Annotated in this window: 16 protein-coding genes; 11 read left to right on the top strand and 5 right to left on the bottom strand. The window is 67.6% G+C overall.

Annotation, left to right across the window (positions count from 1 at the left end; genetic code table 11):
• Positions 1 to 234: 234 nt before the first annotated feature.
• Positions 235 to 1,248: a LacI family DNA-binding transcriptional regulator gene (locus ABD231_RS12845; protein ID WP_344149838.1), complete on the bottom strand. Its 1,014-nt coding sequence runs from the start codon at positions 1,246 to 1,248 to the stop codon at positions 235 to 237.
• Positions 1,249 to 1,530: 282 nt separating this feature from the next.
• Between ABD231_RS12845 and ABD231_RS12840 the strand changes: the two genes are divergently transcribed.
• From ABD231_RS12840 to ABD231_RS12810, 7 genes are all read left to right on the top strand, one after another.
• Positions 1,531 to 2,283 carry a sugar phosphate isomerase/epimerase family protein gene (locus ABD231_RS12840; RefSeq protein WP_344149836.1) on the top strand — a complete coding sequence of 251 codons (753 nt, stop codon included), beginning with the start codon at positions 1,531 to 1,533 and terminating at the stop codon, positions 2,281 to 2,283.
• Positions 2,280 to 3,377 (top strand): Gfo/Idh/MocA family protein, encoded by a 1,098-nt coding sequence (locus ABD231_RS12835; RefSeq protein WP_344149834.1) that lies wholly within the window; start codon positions 2,280 to 2,282, stop codon positions 3,375 to 3,377. Before ABD231_RS12840 ends, ABD231_RS12835 begins: the two co-directional genes overlap by 4 nt.
• Before the next feature lie 10 nt (positions 3,378 to 3,387).
• Complete coding sequence (locus tag ABD231_RS12830; RefSeq protein ID WP_344149832.1) at positions 3,388 to 3,996, top strand: SGNH/GDSL hydrolase family protein; 609 nt, start codon at positions 3,388 to 3,390, stop codon at positions 3,994 to 3,996.
• 75 nt (positions 3,997 to 4,071) lie between these two features.
• Positions 4,072 to 6,513: a glycoside hydrolase family 2 protein gene (locus ABD231_RS12825; RefSeq protein ID WP_344149830.1), complete on the top strand. Its 2,442-nt coding sequence runs from the start codon at positions 4,072 to 4,074 to the stop codon at positions 6,511 to 6,513.
• A gap of 16 nt (positions 6,514 to 6,529) precedes the next feature.
• Positions 6,530 to 7,453: a polysaccharide deacetylase family protein gene (locus ABD231_RS12820; protein ID WP_344149828.1), complete on the top strand. Its 924-nt coding sequence runs from the start codon at positions 6,530 to 6,532 to the stop codon at positions 7,451 to 7,453.
• Between the two features lie 24 nt (positions 7,454 to 7,477).
• Positions 7,478 to 7,906 carry a hypothetical protein gene (locus ABD231_RS12815; protein ID WP_344149826.1) on the top strand — a complete coding sequence of 143 codons (429 nt, stop codon included), beginning with the start codon at positions 7,478 to 7,480 and terminating at the stop codon, positions 7,904 to 7,906.
• Complete coding sequence (locus tag ABD231_RS12810; protein WP_344149824.1) at positions 7,906 to 9,108, top strand: glutathionylspermidine synthase family protein; 1,203 nt, start codon at positions 7,906 to 7,908, stop codon at positions 9,106 to 9,108. The genes ABD231_RS12815 and ABD231_RS12810 overlap by 1 nt, the downstream gene beginning before the upstream one ends.
• Positions 9,109 to 9,141: 33 nt before the next feature.
• Here the strand turns inward: ABD231_RS12810 and ABD231_RS12805 are convergent, their stop codons facing one another.
• On the bottom strand, positions 9,142 to 10,599 hold the full coding sequence (locus tag ABD231_RS12805; RefSeq protein WP_344149822.1) for an NAD-dependent succinate-semialdehyde dehydrogenase: 1,458 nt from the start codon (positions 10,597 to 10,599) through the stop codon (positions 9,142 to 9,144).
• A 20-nt stretch (positions 10,600 to 10,619) separates the two neighbouring features.
• Positions 10,620 to 11,663 (bottom strand): MsnO8 family LLM class oxidoreductase, encoded by a 1,044-nt coding sequence (locus tag ABD231_RS12800; protein ID WP_344149820.1) that lies wholly within the window; start codon positions 11,661 to 11,663, stop codon positions 10,620 to 10,622.
• Between the two features lie 420 nt (positions 11,664 to 12,083).
• On the opposite strand from ABD231_RS12800, the gene ABD231_RS12795 reads away from it, so the two are divergent.
• The 4 genes from ABD231_RS12795 to ABD231_RS12780 all read left to right on the top strand — a co-directional run bounded on the left by ABD231_RS12795 (position 12,084) and on the right by ABD231_RS12780 (position 19,529).
• Entirely contained in the window at positions 12,084 to 14,963 is a 2,880-nt protein-coding gene (locus tag ABD231_RS12795) for a type 2 lanthipeptide synthetase LanM family protein (protein ID WP_344149818.1), read from the top strand.
• A 41-nt stretch (positions 14,964 to 15,004) separates the two neighbouring features.
• Positions 15,005 to 15,211, top strand: coding sequence for a hypothetical protein (locus ABD231_RS12790; protein WP_344149816.1), 207 nt, complete (start codon positions 15,005 to 15,007; stop codon positions 15,209 to 15,211).
• Positions 15,212 to 15,305: 94 nt separating this feature from the next.
• Positions 15,306 to 18,230, top strand: a complete 2,925-nt coding sequence (locus ABD231_RS12785; protein ID WP_344149814.1) for an AAA family ATPase — start codon at positions 15,306 to 15,308, stop codon at positions 18,228 to 18,230.
• 69 nt (positions 18,231 to 18,299) lie between these two features.
• On the top strand, positions 18,300 to 19,529 hold the full coding sequence (locus ABD231_RS12780) for an ROK family transcriptional regulator (protein ID WP_238176458.1): 1,230 nt from the start codon (positions 18,300 to 18,302) through the stop codon (positions 19,527 to 19,529).
• On the opposite strand, the gene ABD231_RS12775 is transcribed toward ABD231_RS12780, so the two are convergent.
• Positions 19,526 to 20,263 carry an alpha/beta hydrolase gene (locus ABD231_RS12775; RefSeq protein ID WP_344149810.1) on the bottom strand — a complete coding sequence of 246 codons (738 nt, stop codon included), beginning with the start codon at positions 20,261 to 20,263 and terminating at the stop codon, positions 19,526 to 19,528. The genes ABD231_RS12780 and ABD231_RS12775 overlap by 4 nt on opposite strands.
• Positions 20,260 to 20,946, bottom strand: coding sequence for a DUF998 domain-containing protein (locus tag ABD231_RS12770; RefSeq protein WP_344149808.1), 687 nt, complete (start codon positions 20,944 to 20,946; stop codon positions 20,260 to 20,262). The genes ABD231_RS12775 and ABD231_RS12770 overlap by 4 nt, the downstream gene beginning before the upstream one ends.
• Between the last annotated feature and the right edge of the window lie 11 nt (positions 20,947 to 20,957).

Raw genomic sequence — 20,957 nt, 5'->3', positions numbered from 1 at the left:
CCCCACCTCGGGGGATGCCCACCTAGCCGAGGGGTTGCCCCTTGAGATTTCCGATGGGCAACCCCCCAACTCCGGGGATATCCACCGAGTTGAGGGGTTGCCTGGCGGAGACGGGGGTTGCCCGTCGCAATGGGGGGTTGCCCACTCAGATTTTCGGGGGGCAAGGCCCCATCTGAGGGGATATCCATCGAGATGGGGGGTTGCCCCTTGAGATGGGGGGGGTTGGGGTTGGGGTTAGGGCGGGGGGTGGGCTGAGGAGTCTCGGATGATGAGGAGGGGGGTGGTGTAGGGGTGGGGTTGGGGGCGGGCGTTGTTGAGGAGGTTGAGGAGGACGTGGGTTACTTCGGCGCCGAAGCCGACGACGTTGTTGGACATGGCGGTTAGGCGGGGGTGCGTTATGCGGCAGAGGGTGGAGTCGTCCCAGGCGACGAGAGTGAGGTCTCGGGGGACTACGGCGCCCAGGCCTTGGGCGACGGAGAGGCCGGCTACGGCCATCAGGTCGTTGTCGTAGATGATCGCGGTCGGGCGCGGGTCGGCGGCGAGTAGGTCGCGGGTGGCGGCGGCGCCTTCGTCGGCGGAGTAGTCGGTGTGGATGACCTTGGTCTCCAGGCCGTAGCGGCTGCTCGCCTCGACGAACGCGCGGTCGCGGATCCACACATCGCCGTACTCCGGCGGTCCGGCGACGCGGGCTACCCGGCGGTGGCCGAGTGTCGCGACGTGGCCGAGGGCGGTGTGCATGGCGGCGGTCGCGTCGGACCAGACGCACGGCAGGCCGTCGGCGAGCTCGGGGTGGCCGACCAGGACGGCGGGCAGGCCGAGCTTGCGCAGTAGCGGGATCCGCGGATCGGTGACCCGCAGGTCGACCACGATCACGCCGTCGACGCGGCGCTCGGCGGCCCACTTGCGGTACGTCGCCAGCTCCTCGTCCAAGTTGGTCACCACCTGAAGGGCCAACGCGTACGAGCGCTCGGCGAGCACGGACTCCACACCTCCCACGAAGCCCATGTAGAACGGTTCCTCGGTCAGCGTCTGCGCGGTCCGCGCAAGCACCAGGCCGAAGGTCTCACTGCGCGCGGCGGACAGCTGACGGGCGGCGCGATTCGGTACCCACTCCATTTCCTCGGCAACTCTCAGAACCCGCGCACGGGTAGCCGCGGACACTCCGGGCTGATTGTTCAGCGCGTACGACACCGCGCCTTTGGAGACGCCGGCGCGGCGCGCGATCTCCTTGATGGTGACTCGGGGCACAACTAACTCCTCACGGGCGGCCGGACCGCTGACGGTCGGTCCGGAATCCTCTAGTGTGCGCGCGTTTCCACGCCGTGTCACCAAGTGGGAGCAGAGAGTGATCCTTTTGATCACATATCGGAACTCGCCGGTTCCGGTCGCGAACGCCCGAGGTCTGGGCGGACCCTAGTCGGGGCGCCCGCGTTTGGGATACGGTTGCCAGCGTTACTTAACCGGTTCGGCTATCAGGACGGTACGGCGGCTCCAGGGCAGCGGGCGCAGTGCCGGTCACGAGGAGAAACCATGGTCGCAGTGGACAACCTGTCCCTCCAGTTGTACACAGTCCGCCACAAGCTCGAAGAGGACTTCGACGCCACCCTGGCCCGGATCGCGGAGATCGGCTTCACCAAGGTGGAGCCGTTCGGCGTCCCGGGTATCGCGGACCAACTGGCCGAAGCGCTGCCCAAGCACGGACTGTCGGCGCCCACCACGCACGCCGGCCTGCTCCGCGACGAGGACGCCGCGCCGATCTACGCCGCCGCCCAGAAGCTCGGCATCAGCACGGTCATCGAGCCGTTCATCGACCCGGCCCGCTGGCAGTCCGCGGACGACGTGAAGGCGACCGCCGAGGCGCTCAACCAGGCGTCCGTCGAGGCCGCCAAGCACGGCATCACGGTCGGCTACCACAACCACCACTTCGAGCTGGAGTCGAAGATCGACGGCGTACACGCGCTGGAGATCTTCGTCGACCACCTGAACGACGACGTCGTCCTCGAGCTCGACACGTACTGGGCGGCCGTCGGTGGCGCCGACGTACCGGCCCTGCTGAAGAAGTGGGGCAGCCGCGTGGTCGCGCTGCACGTCAAGGACGGCGACGGCACCCTGGACAACAAGGCGCAGACCGCTGTCGGTGACGGCACCATCGCGGTCGCCGACATCCTGGCCGCGGCCCCGCAGGCGCTGCGCGTGGTCGAGCTGGACGACTTCAGCGGCGAGATCTTCGACGCCGTCGAGGGCAGCTTCAAGTTCCTCACCGGAGAGGGCGCGCCCGCATGACGGCTGTCGGCGTAGGTGTGATCGGCGCCGGGGTCATCTCGGACGCCTACATCAAGAGCATGCAGAGCTTCCCGGACCTGAAGGTCGTCGCGATCGGCGACCTGCGGCCCGAGGCGGCGAAGGAGAAGGCGAGCCAGTTCGGCATCGAGAGCCACGGGGCCCCCGAGGTCGTGCTGAACCACCCGGATGTCGAGATCGTGGTCAACCTGACCATCCCGGTCGCGCACGTCGAGGTGGCGCTGGCAGCCGTTGCCGCAGGCAAGCATGTCTGGAGCGAGAAGCCCTTCTCGCTCGACCAGGAGAGCGGCCGCAAGCTGCTCGCGACCGCACAGGACGCCGGCCTGCGACTGGGCTGCGCTCCGGACACGATCCTCGGCCCGGGCCTGCAGGAGTCGCGCCGGATCATCGACCGTGGCGACATCGGTACGCCGTTGACCGCGCTCACGCTGATGCAGTCCCCCGGCCCGGAGTCGTGGCATCCGAACCCGGCGTTCCTGTTCCAGGAAGGCGCCGGACCGCTCTGGGACATCGGCCCGTACTACCTGACCACGCTGGTCCAGCTGTTCGGACCGGTCGCGGCGGTGGCCGGGATCGGGTCGAAGTCGAAGGAGAAGCGCACGATCGGATCGGGCCCGCTGGCCGGGACCGACTTCGACGTGACGGTTCCGACGCACGTCAGCGCGATTGCGCGGTTCGAGTCAGGGCAGTCGTCGCAGAGCATCTTCAGCTTCGACTCACCGCTGTCCCGGGCCGGGTTCGTCGAGATCACGGGCTCCGAGGCGACCCTCGCCGTACCGGATCCGAATGCGTTCGACGGCGAGATCAAGATTCGCCGCCGGGGTGCTGAGGACTGGGAGACGCTGGAGACCACCAAGGCGACGGCGCAGCGCGGTACCGGCGTCCTGGAGATGGCCCGCGCGATCCGTGCGGACCGGCCGCACCGGGCGAACGGGGCGCTCGCGTTCCACATCGTCGACGTGATGTCGTCCATCACCCAGTCGATCGACACCGGCGCGTTCGTCGACGTGACGAGCACGGTCGAGGTCGCTCCGGTCCTTCCGGAGGACTGGGACGTGCACGCGGCGACCCTGTAAAGATGACCCGGTGAACAAACTTGAACTGGATCCCCGGTGGACCGTTGTGTTCGCCGGGGACTCCGTCACCGACGGCGGTCATCGCACCGACCCCACCGGACTGGGCAACACCTACGTCCGGGACATCGCCGAAGACCTCGGCGACAACCGGCCGCGGATCGTCAACGCCGGAACCAGTGGCAACCGCGCGGTCGACCTGGTCGCGCGGTGGTCCACCGACGTGCTGGCGTTCGAGCCGTCGCTGGTGTCGATCCTGATCGGGATCAATGACACCTGGCGCCGGTACGACAAGTTCGATCCGACCACGGTCGAGGCCTACGAGGCGTCGTACCGTCTGCTGCTTGAGCCGCTGGAATGCCCACTCGTGTTGGTCGAGCCGTTCCTGTTGCAGGTTAAGCCCGAGCACGCGGAGTGGCGGGAGGACCTGGACCCGAAGATCGAGGTCGTCCGCAAGCTGGCCCTCGAGTACGACGCGATCCTGGTACCGGCCGATGTCGAGCTCAACCGGCTCGCCGGCGAGGTCGGCGCCGCGACCTTGGCCGACGACGGAGTACACCCTTCTGCCGCCGGCCACGAGGCGCTTGCCGACCTGTGGCAGCAGTACGTTCTCGCACCCTGAACTACAGCTCCCGGACCTCACTCCGGGGGCTGTAGTTTGTCCTGACTAAACCGGTTCACGCTCTGGAGACGCGCTGTGACTGCTCGCAAGGATCTGACCATCGAAGGTGGCGCCAGCTGGACTGTCGAGTCCAGTGACAGACACCCGTTTGCAGCGACTGTTCCTGGTGAGGTGCATACCGATCTGCTGGCGGCGGGGCTGATTCCTGATCCGTTCGATGGGGACAACGAGAGCAAGCTGGCGTGGATCGGGTCGACCGACTGGGTCTATCGGACGACGTTCGACTGGGTTGCGGACGGGCACGCCGTACAGGAGTTGGTGACTGACGGGCTCGACACGGTCGCGACTGTGACGCTGAACGGGACCGAGCTCGGGCGGACTCAGAACCAGCACCGGGGTTACCGCTTCGACGTCACCGGCCTTTTGGTTGCCTCGGGCAATGAATTGGTGGTTGCGTTCGCGGCGCCGGTCGAGGCGGCGAAGAAGTTCGCCGAGACGCTCGGGCTGTGGCCGCACACGAACAAGCACCCGTACAACGCGATCCGGAAGATGGCCAGCAACTACGGCTGGGACTGGGGTCCGGACCTCGCCACCGCCGGGATCTGGAAGCCGATCGGGATCGAGTCCTGGTCCGGCGTCCGGATCGCCTCCGTCCGCCCGCTGGCGAGCGCCGACGGCGTACTCACGACGCACGTCGCATTCGCGTGGGATGGGAACGCGGCGGCCAGCACCACCGCCACGAGCGCGGATGCGGGCGACACCACCGTGACCGTCGAGGTCAGCGGCACCACGACCACCACGACAGTTGCCGTCGGCACCGAGAGCGTCGTACTGACCAACACGGTCGCCGATGTCGAGCTCTGGTGGCCGCGTGGTCACGGCGAGCAGCCCTTGTACGACGTCACTGTCGCGGCCGGCGATGACCGTTGGACCGGGCGGGTCGGGTTCCGCGACATCACCATGAACGTTGCCCCCGACAAGGACGGCGGCCCGTTCGTCCTGTCGGTGAACGGCAAACCGATCTACGTCCGCGGCGCGAACTGGATCCCCGACGACGCCTTCGTCACCAGGCTGAACCGCTCGACGTACGAGACGAGCATCCAGGACGCACTCGACGCCGGCATGAATCTGCTGCGCGTCTGGGGTGGCGGCATCTACGAGACCGACGACTTCTACGACATCTGCGACGAGCAAGGCGTGCTGGTCTGGCAGGACTTCCTGTTCGCCTGCGCGGCCTACTCCGAGGACGAGCCGCTGTGGAGCGAGGTCGAGGCCGAGGCGCAGCAGGCGGTCACCCGGCTGAGCAAGCACGCCAGCCTCGCGGTCTGGAACGGCAACAACGAGAACATCTGGGGGTACGTCGAATGGGGCTGGCGGGCGCCGTTGGCCGGGCGCAAGTGGGGTGAGGGCTACTACTTCGACCTGCTGCCGAAGATCGTCGCCGAGCTCGACCCGCGGACGCCGTACTCGGAGGGCAGTCCGTACTCGTACGACCACTTCATCCACCCGAACGACGACCGCAACGGAACCATGCACATCTGGGATGTGTGGAACCAGGTGGACTACACGACCTACCGCAAGTACAAGCCGCGGTTCGTGTCGGAGTTCGGATTCCAGGGACCGCCTGCGTGGTCGACGCTGACCTCGGTGGTGCACGACGTACCGCTGGATCCGTACGGCGACCAGATGCTCGTGCACCAGAAGGCGTACGAGGGCAACCTTAAGCTGGAGCGCGGTCTCGGTGATCACTTGCCGATCTGGAAGTCGATGGATGACTGGCACTGGACGACGCAGCTCAACCAGGCGCGCGCGATCATCTACGGCATCGAGCACTTCCGCAGCCTGTTCCCGCTGAACACTGGCGCGATCATCTGGCAGCTCAACGACAACTGGCCGGTCGTGTCCTGGGCCGCGGTCGACGGGCACGGGATCCGCAAGCCGCTGTGGTTCGCGTTGAAGAAGGTGTACGCCGATCGCCTGCTCAGCGTGCAGCCGACCGACGACGGTCTGGTCGTTGCCGCGCACAACGATTCCGACGAGGCGTGGTCGACTCGGTTGACGCTGACCCGCCGGGCGACCGGTGCCGGTGGTGAGGTGTTCGCCCGCGAGAGCATCGCTCTCGAAGTAGAGCCCCGCTCCGCGACACTCGCCACGGTGCCGGTTTCGCTCATCTCCTTCGACGCCACCACCGAGTACCTGGAAGTCCGCGCGGACGACGGCGCGACGGCGTACTGGTACTTCGTCGAGGACACTCAGCTGCAGCTCTCAGCCGACGCCTACACAGCAGAGGTCACCCCGACCAGCGATGGGTACGACGTGACTGTGACGGCGACCGCGTTGGCCAAGGACCTGGCGCTGTTCCCGGACCGCCTGGACGCGGCCGCTCGGGTGGATTCGTGTCTGATCACCCTGTCCGCGGGTGAGACGCACACCTTCCGCGTCACCGGAGCGAGCGCTCCGGCTGAGGTCGGCGTACCGGTACTGCGCTCGGCGAATGACCTGCTGACCGGGGAGTGACGCATACTGGTCGACTGTGACTGGGGCACGGGGGATTGCGCTACTGCTGGTTGCCGCACTGGTGATGGCTGGTTGCGGCGAACAAGAGTCGTCGACGGGCGTCGTCCCCCTCAGCACGACGCCCACGGCGAGCCCGCCGCCTAGCACCGCGACGCCGAGCACTCCCCGGCCCGGCTCCCCCGCCCCGAGCACTCCGCGGGTCAGCACGCCCACTCCGGTCGGTACGCCGAACGGCCGCCCCGGGGCGTCGCACAATAGCAACCTGATGCCGATCGTCGACCATGGCCCGCGGGACCAGAAGCTGGTCGCGTTGACATTCGATGCGGACCTGACAGCGGCCATGCGGAAGCGCCTGCTGAGTGGGAAGGTCACGTCGTACTACAACGCCACTCTGATCAAGGAGCTGCGCACTCTGCAGGTGCCGGCCACCATGTTCCTCACGGGGATGTGGATGGAGGAGTACCCGGAGGTCACCCGGGAGCTGGCTGCTGACCCGCTGTTCGAGCTCGGCACGCACACGTACGACCACCGCGCCTTCACCAAGCACTGCTACACGCTGGGCTCGGTTCCGCGGTCAGACATGCTGGCCGACGTACAGAAGGCGGTCACTCAGCTCGACAAGCTGGATCCGCACGCCACGCGCTGGTTCCGGTTCCCCGGTGGGTGCTACGACGGTACGGCGTTGCACGAGCTCGCCCCGGCCGGAGTGACAGCCGTGGGATTGGACGTACCGGGCGCGGACGGGTTCGCGAAGTCCCCGAAGCCGATCGTCAAGCAGGTGCTGTCCCACGTGCAGAACGGGTCGATCGTCGTACTCCACATGCACGGTGGTGACAACGCGCCGTACACGGATGAAGCGATCACGCCGATCGTGAAGGAGCTGCGGACACGCGGCTTCCAGCTCGTCACTGTGACTCAGCTCATGAACGGGAACCGCTGACTCGACCACCCCGTCAGTCCTGGTGTGAACAAGCGGCGGATGCGGAGTGCCGGCATCACGCTCGGCCTGACCGCACTGGTCGCCGCCACGCTCACCGGGTGCTCCAGCGAGGACGACACTGCCGACTATGCGGCGATCTGCGTCGATCCGCAGACAGAGACCCGGGTCGACGACGGCAACTGCAAGGACGAGCAGGAGTACCACGGCTCGGGCGCGGGCTTCTTCTGGTTCTACATGGCCACTCGCGGCAGCGCGCATGTACCGGCCGTCGGTGGGAAGTACTACGCCGGCAACGGCACCTACACCGTGCCTCGGGAGCGCGATGACCGCACTGGTGGCGGTAGCGGTTCGCCCACGATCCAGCGTGGCGGTCTGTCGAAGAGTGGCGGCGACATCAGCACCATCTCGCGCGGTGGCTTCGGTCACTCGAGTCATGGGAGGTCCGGCGGCTGATGTGGCGGCACGCGAGTAAGCCGCGGCTCGGCTGGCGGGAGAAGGTCGTCGAACAGGGACTGGTGTTCCCGATGACCGACATGCCCGATGGCACTGAGCGCCCGTACTGGAACGAGAGCGCCTGGTACGAGGTGACCATGGACGAGGTCCTGCACCTCGAGAGCGTCACCGAGGAGCTCTACGCGATGTGCCGTCAGGCAGCCCGGGTGATGGCAGACCGGTTCTCAGACGCAGAGCTCGGTCTGGCCTCCGGCACGCTCGCTCTGGTTCAGCAGTCGCTCAAGCGCGACGACCTGTCCATGTACGCCCGCTTCGACCTGGCCTGGAACGGCGCCGACCCGAAGATGCTGGAGATCAACGGCGATACCCCGACCGGCCTGGTCGAGTCCGCAGTGATCCAGTGGAACTGGCTGGAGGATGTCTTCCCGGACGCCGACCAGTGGAACTCGGTCCACGACCGCCTGGTGCAGTGGTGGTCCCAGCACCAGTTCCCCGGCAACGAGGCGCACTTCTTCAACTCCGCCGCCGAAACGTCCGGTGAGGAGGAGATGACCGTCGCCTACCTGCGCGACACCGCGGCCATCGCCGGACTGGCGACGTACGGGCATGAGATCGAGGACGTCGGCTGGGACTCCGCAGAGCGCCGTTTCGTCGACTGGGGCAACCGGCCGATCCGCACTGCCTTCAAGCTGTACCCCTGGGAGGACATGCTCGACGAGGAGTTCGGCCGCTTCGTCCTGGCCGGTACGGAACGTCAGCCGGTGCAGTGGATCGAGCCGATCTGGAAGACGATGCTCTCGACCAAGGCGATCCTCCCGGTGCTGTGGGAGCTCTACCCCGACCACCCGAACCTGCTCCCGGCGTACTTCGGTCACCCGGGCGATCTGACCGAGTGGGTCGCCAAACCGCTGCACGGCCGCGAGGGCAGCAACATCGTCATCCATACAGTCGACCACGACCACACCCAGGACGGTCCGTACGACATGTCCACCATGGTCTACCAGCAGTGGTACCCGCTCCCGTCCTACGACGGGAACCAGGCCGTCATCGGCAGCTGGATCGTCGACGGCTCGGCCGCCGGCATGATGGTGCGCGAGTCCGACGGTCCCATCACCGACTACTACGCTCGCTTCGTCCCGCACGCCATCGGCACCAGCCCGCGCCCGGACGCCGAGACCGTACGACGATGGCTGGCGGAATAGGAAACATTTCCCACCCCACCACCCCGGTCGTAATCAGATGTTGATCGCGATGTACTTGGTCTCCAGGTACTCGTCGATGCCGACCGAACCGCCTTCGCGGCCGAGGCCGGACTGCTTCACACCACCGAACGGCGCCGCGGGGTTGGAGACGATGCCCTGGTTGAGGCCGATCATGCCGGTCTCGAGGCGTTCGGAGATGCGCAGCGCGCGAGTCAGATCGTTGGTGAACAGGTAGGAGACCAGCCCGTACTCCGTGTCGTTCGCCATCTCGACCGCTTCGTCCTCGGTGTCGAAGGCGGTCAGCGGGGCGACCGGACCGAAGATCTCCTCCTTCTGCAGACGGGCCTCCCAGGGCACGTCAGCGAGGACGGTCGGCGGGTAGAAATAGCCGTTGCCTTCAGCAACCGACCCGCCGGTGAGGACTCGTGCGCCGAGCTCGACGGCGTCGTCGACCAGCTCTTTGACCTTGTCCCGTTGGGTCGCGTCAATCAGCGGCCCGACGTCGACACCTTCGTCGGTCCCGCGACCGACAGTCAGTGCGCCCATCCGCTCGGCGAGGCGCCGCGAGAACTCATCCAGTACGGCGGTCTGCACGTAGATGCGGTTGGCCGCCGTACAGGCCTCGCCGCCGTTGCGCATCTTCGCCAGCATCGCGCCTTCGACGGCCTGGTCCAGGTCGGCGTCGGCGAAGACCAGCAGCGGCGCGTTGCCGCCCAGCTCCATGCTGGTCTTCAGCACCTGCTCAGCGGCCTGCTCGATCAGCTTGCGGCCGACCTGGGTGGACCCGGTGAACGACAGCTTGCGGGCGCGGCCGTCGCGGATCAACGGTTCCATCACGCCACCGGAGTTGCTGGTCGTCAGCACGTTCAGGACACCGGCCGGCAGCCCGGCCTCGGTCATCAGCTCGGCCAGCTTCAGCATCGACAGCGGCGTCTGCGCGGCAGGCTTGATCACCATCGTGCAGCCGGCCGCAACCGCCGGGCCGATCTTGCGGGCGCCCATCGCGGCCGGGAAGTTCCACGGCGTGATCAGCAGGCACGGGCCGACCGGCTGCCGCATCACCAGGAAGCGCCCCTTGCCGTTCGGAGCGACCTGGTAGCTGCCCTCGATCCGCACCGCCTCTTCGGCGAACCACCGGAAGAACTCAGCGGCGTACGCGATCTCGCCCTTGGACTCGGCGACCGGCTTGCCCATCTCCAGCGTCATCAGCAACGCCAGCTCGTCGGCGCGCTCAGTCATCAGCTCATAGGTACGACGCAGGATCTCGCCACGCTCACGTGGTGGAGTAGCAGCCCAGTCCGCCTGTGCGGCGACCGCTGCGTCGAGCGCGGCCTTGCCGTCGGCCGGACTGGCATCAGCGACCTCGCAGAGCGTCGTACCGGTGGAGGGGTCCTCGACGGCCAGCGTCCGGCCGCCCTCACCCGCTCTCCACTTGCCTCCGATGAAGAGCTCGGTCGGACACTGCGCGACAACAGCCTGCTCCTGGTCCATGTACCCACCATAGGTCGCTGTCAGGCGGTGGCAATGAGCGGCGGAGCGTGCCGCGGTACCGTCCGGATCGCGCGCGTCAGACCGGCCGCAATCGTGCGCAGGATCGACGACCGCACCAGACCGTCGAAGGCGAGCGGAACCAGCATCAGCTCGTCGGCCGTCGTACCGGCGACCAGACCACCGAGTGCCGACACCACTGAGGTCCGGGAGCCGACTACATGACCCGGGTCGTCTAGGAGGCGCTCGGCGCGACCACGCTCGCGTCCAGTCAGAGGTGGCTCCAGCAATGCCATCAGCTCGGCCGTGGTCGCGCGAGGTGACGCCACACTGAGCCGCGTCTTCACTCGCACGTACTCAGCAAACCGGATGATCGCCTCTTCCTCCGTGTCCGCAGCCACCACTCCGATCGTCACAGCGAGGTAGGGCTTCACTGTCGGCCCACTGGCCTCGAAGTGCTCCCGGTACGCCGCCACCGCCGCACTGGTCATCGCCGTCGCACTGTGGTGCTGCACCACGACCGGCAACCCCCGTACGGCGGCAACCGCAGCCGCACCGGGGTGGTCGGCGCACACAAGCACCGGCGGCGGCAGTCCGGCAAGTGACAGCCGTACGTCGCCCACGGGTGCGCGACCGGGCATGCCGTCCCGGAGGAACCCGCACAACTCATCCAGTCGCCGCGGGAAGGTGTCTCGGGCGCTACCGCCGAGCGCGGCCGCCGTACTGGGTGCATGACTGAACTGCTGGCCCACACCGAGGTCGATGCGACTCGGGTAAGCCGCAGCGAGCGCAGCGAACTGTTCGGCGATCACCAGTGGCTGGTGGTTGGTCAGCAGTACGCCGGCCGAGCCCAGCCGGATCCGGTCGGTCCGTGCCGCCAGAACCGCAGCAAGAACGGCAGGCGCCGCGCTGCCGACGCCCCGGACGCCGTGCTGCTCCCCCAACCAGAACCGGCGGTATCCGAGGTCGTCGGCAGCCTGTGCAACCTCCGCGGTCTCCCGGAGTGCGGCCGCAGCCGACTGACCGGGCAGCTGCGGAACGGTGTCCAGCACCGAGTGCGCAGACACCGGCAAACCAGGAGTGACGGGAGATAGCACCTGCCCACCGTCGCAGCGCCCCGCCGTTTCCACATGGGGGTCCTGCCCCCATGTTTCTGTCAACCGCCACCCCGAAAGATGGGGGACCCGATCCCTTGCCGCCTGCCTGAGTCGTCAGGCATTGTTCCCGGCGTTCCTTCCAGAAATTCGCGGCAGAGGAGGCCGAGCTTTGGTGCAGACGACGAACTGGGAGCCGTAGCGCTCCCCACCCGAACCGGCCCGCCTTCCACCAGAGGCCGGCCGGGCGCTGCTGCCGCGGGGTGATCAACCCCCAGTCGTCGCCCCGCGGCAGTTGCCCACCGTTGTCCCCCCTTTCCGGCCCGCCCAACCGCAAAATATGGGGGCTTCGTACCCATGCCCAGGACAAGGTGCCGATGGCAGCCTGAGCAAGTGCTCAACTCAGTGACCGCCGGCCCGCCCCGGACCGACCAGCGCACCGACGCCTGGTGGTCCGCAGCGTTGCGGCCGGACGAACGGTCCTCGATCACAGCACCGCCCTGGGCGCAGTACATCGAGCGCGGTACCGCCGCCCACCCGAGCACCCCACCCGCCGCCGCTGACGGCGACTGGCGCCAGGCGATGATGCGCTGCCTGCACCCCCTGCTCACAGTCGCGCGCGAAGACCTGACCGCCGCCGGCCACACCGGCGTACTGACCGAGCAGTTCCTGAACCGTCTCGGCCTACAGCTGGTCAAACAGGCCTCGCGCACGCTGGTGCTAGAGCTGGCCCGAGCCCGCGACCGCGGCGACCTAGTCGGCGCCACCCCTGCTTTGCGCTTCCAGAACTTCACCCACCGGCTCGTCGGAGGGAGCGAGCTGGCGGAACTCCTGGCCGCCTATCCGGTGCTGGCCCGGGTCCTGGGCGAGTCGTGCCGCCAAAGCGTCGAGGCCCACCTCGAACTGCTGGCACGACTCGCCGAGGACCGAGAGTCACTCACCAAGGCCCTCTTCAACGGCCAAGACCCCGGCCCCCTCACCTCCATCGAAACCACCGGCGACACCCACGCCGGCGGCCGCTGCACCGCCATCCTCACCTTCGCCGATGGCACCCACCTCGTCTACAAGCCCCGGTCCCTGGACCTCCACGGCCACTTCAACGAGCTAGTCGACTGGCTCAACACCAAAACCGGCCTGGACCTCCGCACAGTCCACCTCCTCAACCGCCCCGGCTACGGATGGCTGGAGTACATCACCGGCGCCCCCTGCCCAGACGCCGCCTCAGTCCGCCGCTTCTACCACCGCCAAGGCGCCCTACTAGCCCTGCTCTACGTCCTAGACGGCACCGACATGCACTACGAAAACCTGATCGCAGTAGGCGAGCAACCAGTCCTCGTAGACATCGAAACCCTGTTCCACCCAAGTCTGTTGCCACCCGGAGCCCTCAGCCGCGACCCGGCGTTTCGCACCTTGCTGAGCTCGGTCTACCGCACAGCGATGCTGCCGTTGCTGGTAGTCGGCAAGCACGGAGTTGCGGACATGTCCGGTTTCGGTGGCGACGCGGGTAAGTCGACCCCCGCCGATGTGATCGAGTGGGCTGACGCCGGGTTCGACACGATGCATCTGGTTCGGCAGGCCGGTACGACTCGGGAGGCACACAATCGGCCGAGGTTCGACGGCGTCGCAGTCGAACCGCGCGACCATGAGATCGCTGTGCTGACCGGCTTTCGCGCCGGGTACGAAGCGATCAGCGGGCACCGCGAGGAGTTGCTCGGACCGCGGGGCCTGCTGGCGCGATGTGTCGCGGACCAGGTGCGTTTCGTGCCGAGGAACACCAGCCTGTACACACGTTTGCTGGACGAGGCAACGCATCCGGACGCGCTGCGCGATGCCTCCGACCAGAGCCAGTTGCTCGATCTGTTGTGGGAAGCCGACGACACGCTGAAGATCCTGGTGCCACACGAATTGAGGGACCTCTGGGCGGGCGACGTACCGCTGTTCACGGTACGGCCTAACAGCACCGACGTGTGGGCTGCTGACGACACCCGGATCCCGGGCATGCTCGCGACTGAAGGCCTGCGGGTCGTGGAGGAGAAGATCGCCGCGCTCGGCGATGTCGACGCGCACCGGCAGAGGTGGCTGATCTCTGCCTCGTTGGCAACCCGCCCGGAGCCGGTCCTGCATGTCAGCACCGCGAGCCGACCCGGCCTCGGCGTGGCCGATGCCAGCCAGGAACGCCTGCTCGCCGTAGCGACGGACATCGCCGACGAGATCGTGGCCCAGGTGATCAGCGACCGGGACGGCGCCGCCAACTGGCTCGGACTGGAACTGCTCGACGACAGCCACTGGGCCGTGCGGCCGATGGGAGCCGGCCTGACCAACGGCTACACCGGTACGGCGCTCTTCCTCGCCCAGATCGGTGCACTGACTGGGGAAGGCAAGTATTTCGAACTGGCACGCGACGCGATCCGCCCGATCCCACGGCTCCTTGAGGGCCTCGCATCTGACCTCGGGTCCGCACAGTTGGTCGGTCCCGGACTACACGGCCTCGGTGGCATCAGCTATGCCCTCAATCGCCTTACCATGCTGCTCGGCGACACCGAGCTCACCGGCTGGCTGTTGAGCTCGGTGGAACTGACGGGGCAGCTCGCCTCCGAGAGCACCGAGTTCCCGACGTACGCCGAGGGTGCGGCTGGCGGACTGGCCGCAATGTGCTCGATCGACAATCTCCCGCAAGCAGCCAGGCTGGCGAAGCGGTACGCCGACGAACTGGTCCTGGCGGTCGAGCAAGGCGTAGTGGGCGACCGGTGCGCAGCCGATCACGGGTTCGCCCGTGGATACCTGGGCATCGCCTGGGCTCTCGGGCGCTACGGCCTGACAGGCGACAGGTACCTGGACGCTGCCCGCACCGCAACCGATCTGGACCAAAGCGGCCGGGCGGCCGGCGACGGCTGGTGCTCCGGTGCCGCCGGCGCCGCGCTGGCCAGGATCGCTACCGGTGTACAGGTGAACCTGGACTCATACCTGAAGTCCGCCACAGAACGTCCGGTGCTCGCAGACCTCAGTCTGTGCCATGGCGAGCTCGGCGCGGTGGAGCCACTGACTTGGCTCGCCGAATGCGACCTTCCAGCCGCTGAGGCAGCCCGGCTCCGCCGGGCCCGGCTGGCGGTCGCGGCAGTACAGCAGTACGGACCACAGTGCGGCACTCCCCGAGCGGTTCCATCTCCAGGTCTGCTGACCGGTCTGGCGGGAATCGGATACGGGTTTCTCCGGCTGGCGTTCCCAGAGCGCGTTCCGTCCGTGCTGTTGCTTGCATCAACCACTGGGGGATAGCGCATGTCGCGCGGAACGTCACAGCACAAGGGGAGAACACCATGACCGCCCAGAACGAAGGCAAGGACACCGTCGCTCAGCAGACGACGGACACCACCGATCCGCTCGGACCGATCACTCTGCCGACTCGTAGCAAGGTCGGCGCTCGAGCGATGGCCCTGGTAGGAACGGTCGGCCTCACGGCTTTTGCACTCGCCGCTGCCACCAGCGATATCAACAGCACGTGGCCAACGATCATCACCGAGTGAGGCAAGCAGCAAACGCTTGATCGGCGCGGCCTTCCGCAGTACGGGCCGCGCCGATCCGCTGCGCACTCAGCAATCCGTCGTTACAGTTGCGCCTATGCAGACCCGTTCGCCCAAGGTGGTCGGCAGAGACGGGGAGATCGATGGTCTCCACCGGCTGCTTGGCTCGACTCGTGTGGGTCGAGGTGGTGCTGTCTTCCTGGTCGGTGAAGCAGGCATCGGCAAGAGCCGGTTGGCCGCGGTTGCGACCGCGCAGGCACTGGACGACGGGATGGCAACGCTGCGCGGCCGAGTCGGCGCGCTCGGCGCCACGGTGCCCTTCCGTCCACTCAGCGAGGCGCTCCTGTCACTTATCCGTCGAGGCGAGATGCCGACGCCTGACGGTCTCGGGCCCTACCAGAAGGTGCTCGGTCGCCTCGTCCCGGACTGGGACGACGGGACGGCACACGAAGCAGCAATCTCGGCCGTTGTGCTCGGCGAGGCTGTACTGCGGCTGCTCGCACTGGCCGGCAAAGACCGCGGATGCCTGCTGGTTCTGGAGGATCTGCACGGCTCAGACCCCGAGACACTGGCTGTCATCGAGTACCTGCTCGACAACCTCGACGACCAACCGATCGCCTTGATCGCGACTGTCCGTCCAGGGACGGGTGCGGCACAAGAGCTTGTCGAGCTGTCGGCACAGCGCGGGACCGCGGGCTTGCTCCACATCGGTCCACTTGTCCACGCCGAGGTAGGAGAGCTCGCGGCAGGATGTCTCGAGATACCGGCGGGCAACCTTCCCGCGACGCTGGTTGACCGTTTGTGGCAGGACAGCGCCGGGATTCCGTTCATTGTCGAGGAGTTGTTGCAGGAGGCCAGCAGAACCGGGCAACTGATGTCCAAGGAGGACGGCAGCGTCCAGGTCGTCGATGGTCTGCACACCAACGTTCCGGCAGCAGTTGTCCGTAGCATCAGCAGCCGCACGAACCAACTCGGCCCGGAGGCCCGCGACCTGCTCGTGCTGGCTGCGGTGATCGGGCACCGCTTTCCACTCAGTGTGGTCCGCCAGGCAACCGGCACCGACGAACGGTTGCTACTGGCCACCTTGCGGGCCGGCCTGGCCGCGCAACTGGTCGGCCCGGACGAGCCAGTGCCGGACTGGTACGCGTTCCGGCATCCGCTGACTGCCGACGCGCTGCTGGCTGGGCTGACGCCGTCGGAACGGGCGACTCTCGCCTTGCGCTGCGCCGACGCAATCGAAGAGCTACATCCTGGACTGCCGGGAGAATGGTGCCCGATGGTCGCCGAGCTCGCCGAGGCCGGTGGTGATCCGAGCCGGGCCGGCCGCCTGTTCGCCGAGTCCGGGCGACGGTCGTTCGACGAAGGATCGATGGCCTCGGCCGTGAATCTGCTCCGGCGAGCGAACATGCTCCTGGCCGACGACTCCGACCCGTCCTACCGGGCAGAGGTTCTGGGGTCGTTGCTGATCGGGCTGAGTGAGACCGGCCAGTTCGAAGGCGGCCCGGAGCATCTTGAGACCATCGAGGAGATGGCCGACCGCGGTCTCGACAGCCGCAAGATCGCCGCCTTGCACGTCAAACTGGCGAATCTCGAACACATGGCCGGCCGCTGGTCCGCGGCACTGACGCACGTCGCGACCGCCCGGTCACTGCTCGGCGTCCACGCGAGTGATGCCGACCTGGCGCCGGTCGACGCAATCGCGGCTCATCTCGAGCTCGCCCGATCGAGCCCGGGCCGGCTGCAGGTGGCGACCGAGCTGGCGACTCGGGCGGCCGAGGCCGCCGAACGGGCCAATCTCCCTGCAGTGGCTTGTGAAGCCCTGCAGTTGCTGGGCATCCTGGCCCGCGAGCGCGACCTCGACCAGTCGATCGACTACTTCCATCGCGCCCGGCTCGTCGCCGAGGAACACGCGATGACATTCCTGCGGGTCTGCTCGCACATCTATCAGGCAGGGTCCATCTGCCTGGCCAGCGGGAGCATCAGAGAACTGGAGCAGGCCCGGCAGCAGGCCCTGCGCATCGGCGCGATCCCCTTGATGTACGAAGTGGACGGGATTCTCGGCCAGCAGGCGATACTGCGTGCTGAGTACGGCCGGGCCGCGGTCATCATCAACGACTGCTTGGAGGTCACGCGGCGACTCCGGCTCGGCCGCTCGGCGTCGTACTTCCTGGCCACCAAGGCGATCCTCGAGGCGCACCAGGGCCGCCGGGCGGCGATGGAGGAGACCCTGGCCGAGGTTGCGAACTGGGGAGGCGAACGCGCGTCGTACGAGCTGCCCTACTCCTACGGACTTGCCCGCACGTTCTGCGCGCTGCTGGAAGAGAACCGCGAACTCGCGGACTCCGACCTGGCTCAAGCACTCGCGTACGACGCGCAGAACCCGACGACCCTGCACACGTCAGGCAGGAACGGCCTCGCACTCCTGCTCGGCGTACTGGCCGGGCGGAACAGTTGGCCGCATTTCGAGGTTGTGACGGCTACGGCCGCGAGCGGGATGCGGTGGAACAAGCAGTTCGTGCAGATGGCTCACGCGATCCTGCTGGGGCGTGATGGTCAGGTCGAGGCTGCGGGCGCCAAGATGACGGAGGCACTCGAAACCTCCTCGCTGTATCCGATGGCACGGCATCTCGGGATGCGGCTGGTGGCTGAGTCGGCTCATGCGGATGGGTGGGGGGATCCGGTCGGGTGGTTGCGGCAGGCTGAGGAGTATTTTCACGGGGCTGGGATTCAGCCGGTGTCGAGTGCTTGCCGGAGTTTGTTGCGGCAACTGGGGGCGACCGTGTCGCAGCGGCGGTCGGGGAGTGATTTGGTGCCGGCGGATTTGCGGCGGTTGGGGATTACTACGCGGGAGTACGAGGTGTGCCGGTTGCTGGTGGATCGGATCGGGAACAAGTCGATCGCGTCGCGGTTGCACATCTCGCCGCGGACGGTGGAGAAGCATGTGGCCAGCCTGATGACGAAGACCCAACAGCCCGACCGGGAGGCGTTGAGCAGTTTTGCGCGGACCGTGCTGCAAGACTGACCCCGGAACGTAATTTATGAACGCTCGCTTTGTATATAGAGTGGGCGAGTGGCAGGCAAGGGGTCGGACATGAGCAAGGGAACGGTCGGCGGCGGCGGTACGACGATGCTGCGGCGGATCAACGTCGCCGCGGTGCTGGACGCGGTTCGCCGGTCCGCGCCCGCGCCGTTGCGGGTGGCCGAACTGGTCGAGCGGACGGGATTGGCGCGGCCGACCGTTGCGCAGGCTGTTGACGAGCTGCTGGATGCGGGGTGGTTGCAGCAGCACGGGCCTGATTCGGCGGACCGGTCACTGGGGCGGCCGGCGATCCGGGTGTCGTTGCGGGGGCGGGCGGCGCCGGTGCTCGGGCTGGATGTGGGTCCGCACCGGGTGACTGTGGGTGTTTCCGATCTGGCCGGTCGAAAGCTTTCGCTGGTACGGCGTTCTGGTCCGGGCTGGACTGCTCAGGAGCTGCTCGGGGTCATCAGCGAGGTGATCACCGAGGCGCTCGCGGAGGCCGAGGTGCCGGCTGATGACATTGCCGCCGCGGTTGCGGCGAGTCCGGGCATCGTGGATGAGCACACCGGCCGGGTTCAGCTGGTTCCGAGTGTGCCGGGCTGGTCGGCGATCGACCTGATCAAGCACGTGCGCAGCCTGCTCGACTGCCCGGTCATCCTCGACAACGACGCGAACCTGGCCGCCTTGGCCATCGCGGCGGCTCGGGGTGGTACGGGGACGCTGCTCGCGGTTCAGTGGGGTGAGCGGCTCGGTGCCGGCATCGTGATCGACGGGCGCCTGCACCGCGGGACGGGCGCGGCCGGTGAGATCGGCTTCATCGCGACTGCTCCGGACGATGTCATCAACCCCGAGGACAGCCGGGGGCCGCTGGAGCGCGCAGTGGGCTCCGAGGCGATCGCCACTCTTGGCCGACAGGCCGCGCTGGACAACCCGGACTCCCGGCTGGCCGAGCTGGGCGGTGACCAGCTCGACACCGCCGACGTCTTCGCCGCCGCGGCCGAGCGTGATCCCGTGGCTCAGGCGGTCGTGCAGCAGGTCGCGCGAGACTTCGCCCGCGCGCTGGCGCCCGCCGTACTGGTTCTGGACCCGACGGCTGTGGTGATCGGTGGCGGTGTGGCTCGGGCCGGTGCGGTTCTGCTGGACGCCATCTCCGACCAGCTGCGGCTGCTCACGCTGAACCACCCGAAGCTGGAGCTGTCCGCCCTGGCCGAGGACGCGGTCGTGACCGGCGCCATGCGGATGGCACTGGACGAGGTCTGGCAACGCAAGCTCCCGACCCCCACGTTGACGAGCACGACCTAGCCGCGAACCGCCTCGGCGATGGCGTCGGGGCGGTCGAGATGGACGAGGTGCGCGGAGTCGGTCAGTACGTCGACCGTGCCGGACAAGGCCGCAGCCAACTCACGCTGCCCGGCCAGCCAGGTGTCAGCCCCGGCCCGCGAGCTACCACCGGTTGCCACGAGCAACCGAGTCGGTACGCCGCTTGCCGGAAGCAACTTGCTGACCTCCCGAGCGGTAGTCCAGCTGGACGTGAGCTCGGCCCAGAAGCGTTGCCAGGAACGAGAATCGCCGTACCGCGCACACACTGTTGCCTTTGACAACGGATCGCGTTTAGTCACACTACCGACACGCACCATCGAACGGCGGACCAGTGGGCCGACGAGTCGCGGGAGCCCCACGAGGCCGTAGAAACTCAGGACCGCGCGGACCACTCGCTCCGCACCGGTTCCGGGGTAGAGCCAGCGACGGCCGTCTTCCGAAGGCAGGGTGGTGTCGACCAGAACCAGCCGAGCGACCTCCTGCGGCCGGGTCAGGGCCCAGCGCATCGCGGCCAGCCCACCAATCGAGTGCCCGATCAATCCGATCGCGACACCGGAAGGGGCCCCGGCCGCAGCCCGCAGTACGTCGGGGTCGGAGTTCACCGGGGTTTGCCACGGATCGATCACGTGCAGCTCGACATCCGGAAGCAACGAGCGGAGCCCGTCGAACTCCTCGGCGGTCTCGGCCATCCCCGGCAACACGATCCAAGTGGTCATCGCTGGAAACCTCGCTTCAAGGCGGGAAGCAACACCCCCAGCAGAACACACACGAGCAAGATCGCGACCCGCTGCAGGACGCCCGGCGGGTGCAGATCATCACCGCTGAGCACCTCCAGCCCGGTCTCGAGCCCGAGCCAGGTGTTCGTCACGAAGACCGCTCCAGCCAGTACGGCGACCGCCCGGCCCCACGCGCCGCCCCACCCGATCCGGCGCAGCACCAGGACGGCGAAGACGCCGATGGCCATGGTCCCGAGCCCCGCCAGCGTCGATGTGACCTCGTGCACCACCAGGTCCGCGCCCTCATGCCCGCGTTCCTCCGCGAGCCGGCAGGCCTCGCTGGCCGACGGAGCACAGTCCATCGGGAAGAACGAGTCGAACAGCGTGCCGATCCCGAAGACCGCCGTACTGATCATCAGGCCCTTGACGTCCCGGTGCATCCGCGCCGCCGGCCGAGCCAGGATCGCGGCAACCAGGACCAGCACGCTCGCCCCGAGATCCATCGCCCGCGCATATGGGCTGGTCGACTGATCTCGTGCGCCCAGCTCACTGAGGAACGAGGTGTGGATGTTCAGCGGATAGCCGGCGGCGGCCTCCAGCAGCAGGCTGCAGTAGAGGATTCCCGCGGCGATCATCAGGTTCCTGGTCAGGCGGTACGGGAACCCCTTGGGTACGGCGAGCATGGCGGTAAGCC

Source organism: Kribbella yunnanensis (assembly GCF_039529655.1).
Lineage (GTDB): Bacteria > Actinomycetota > Actinomycetes > Propionibacteriales > Kribbellaceae > Kribbella > Kribbella yunnanensis.
This window is presented reverse-complemented; position numbering and strand designations above follow the sequence as displayed.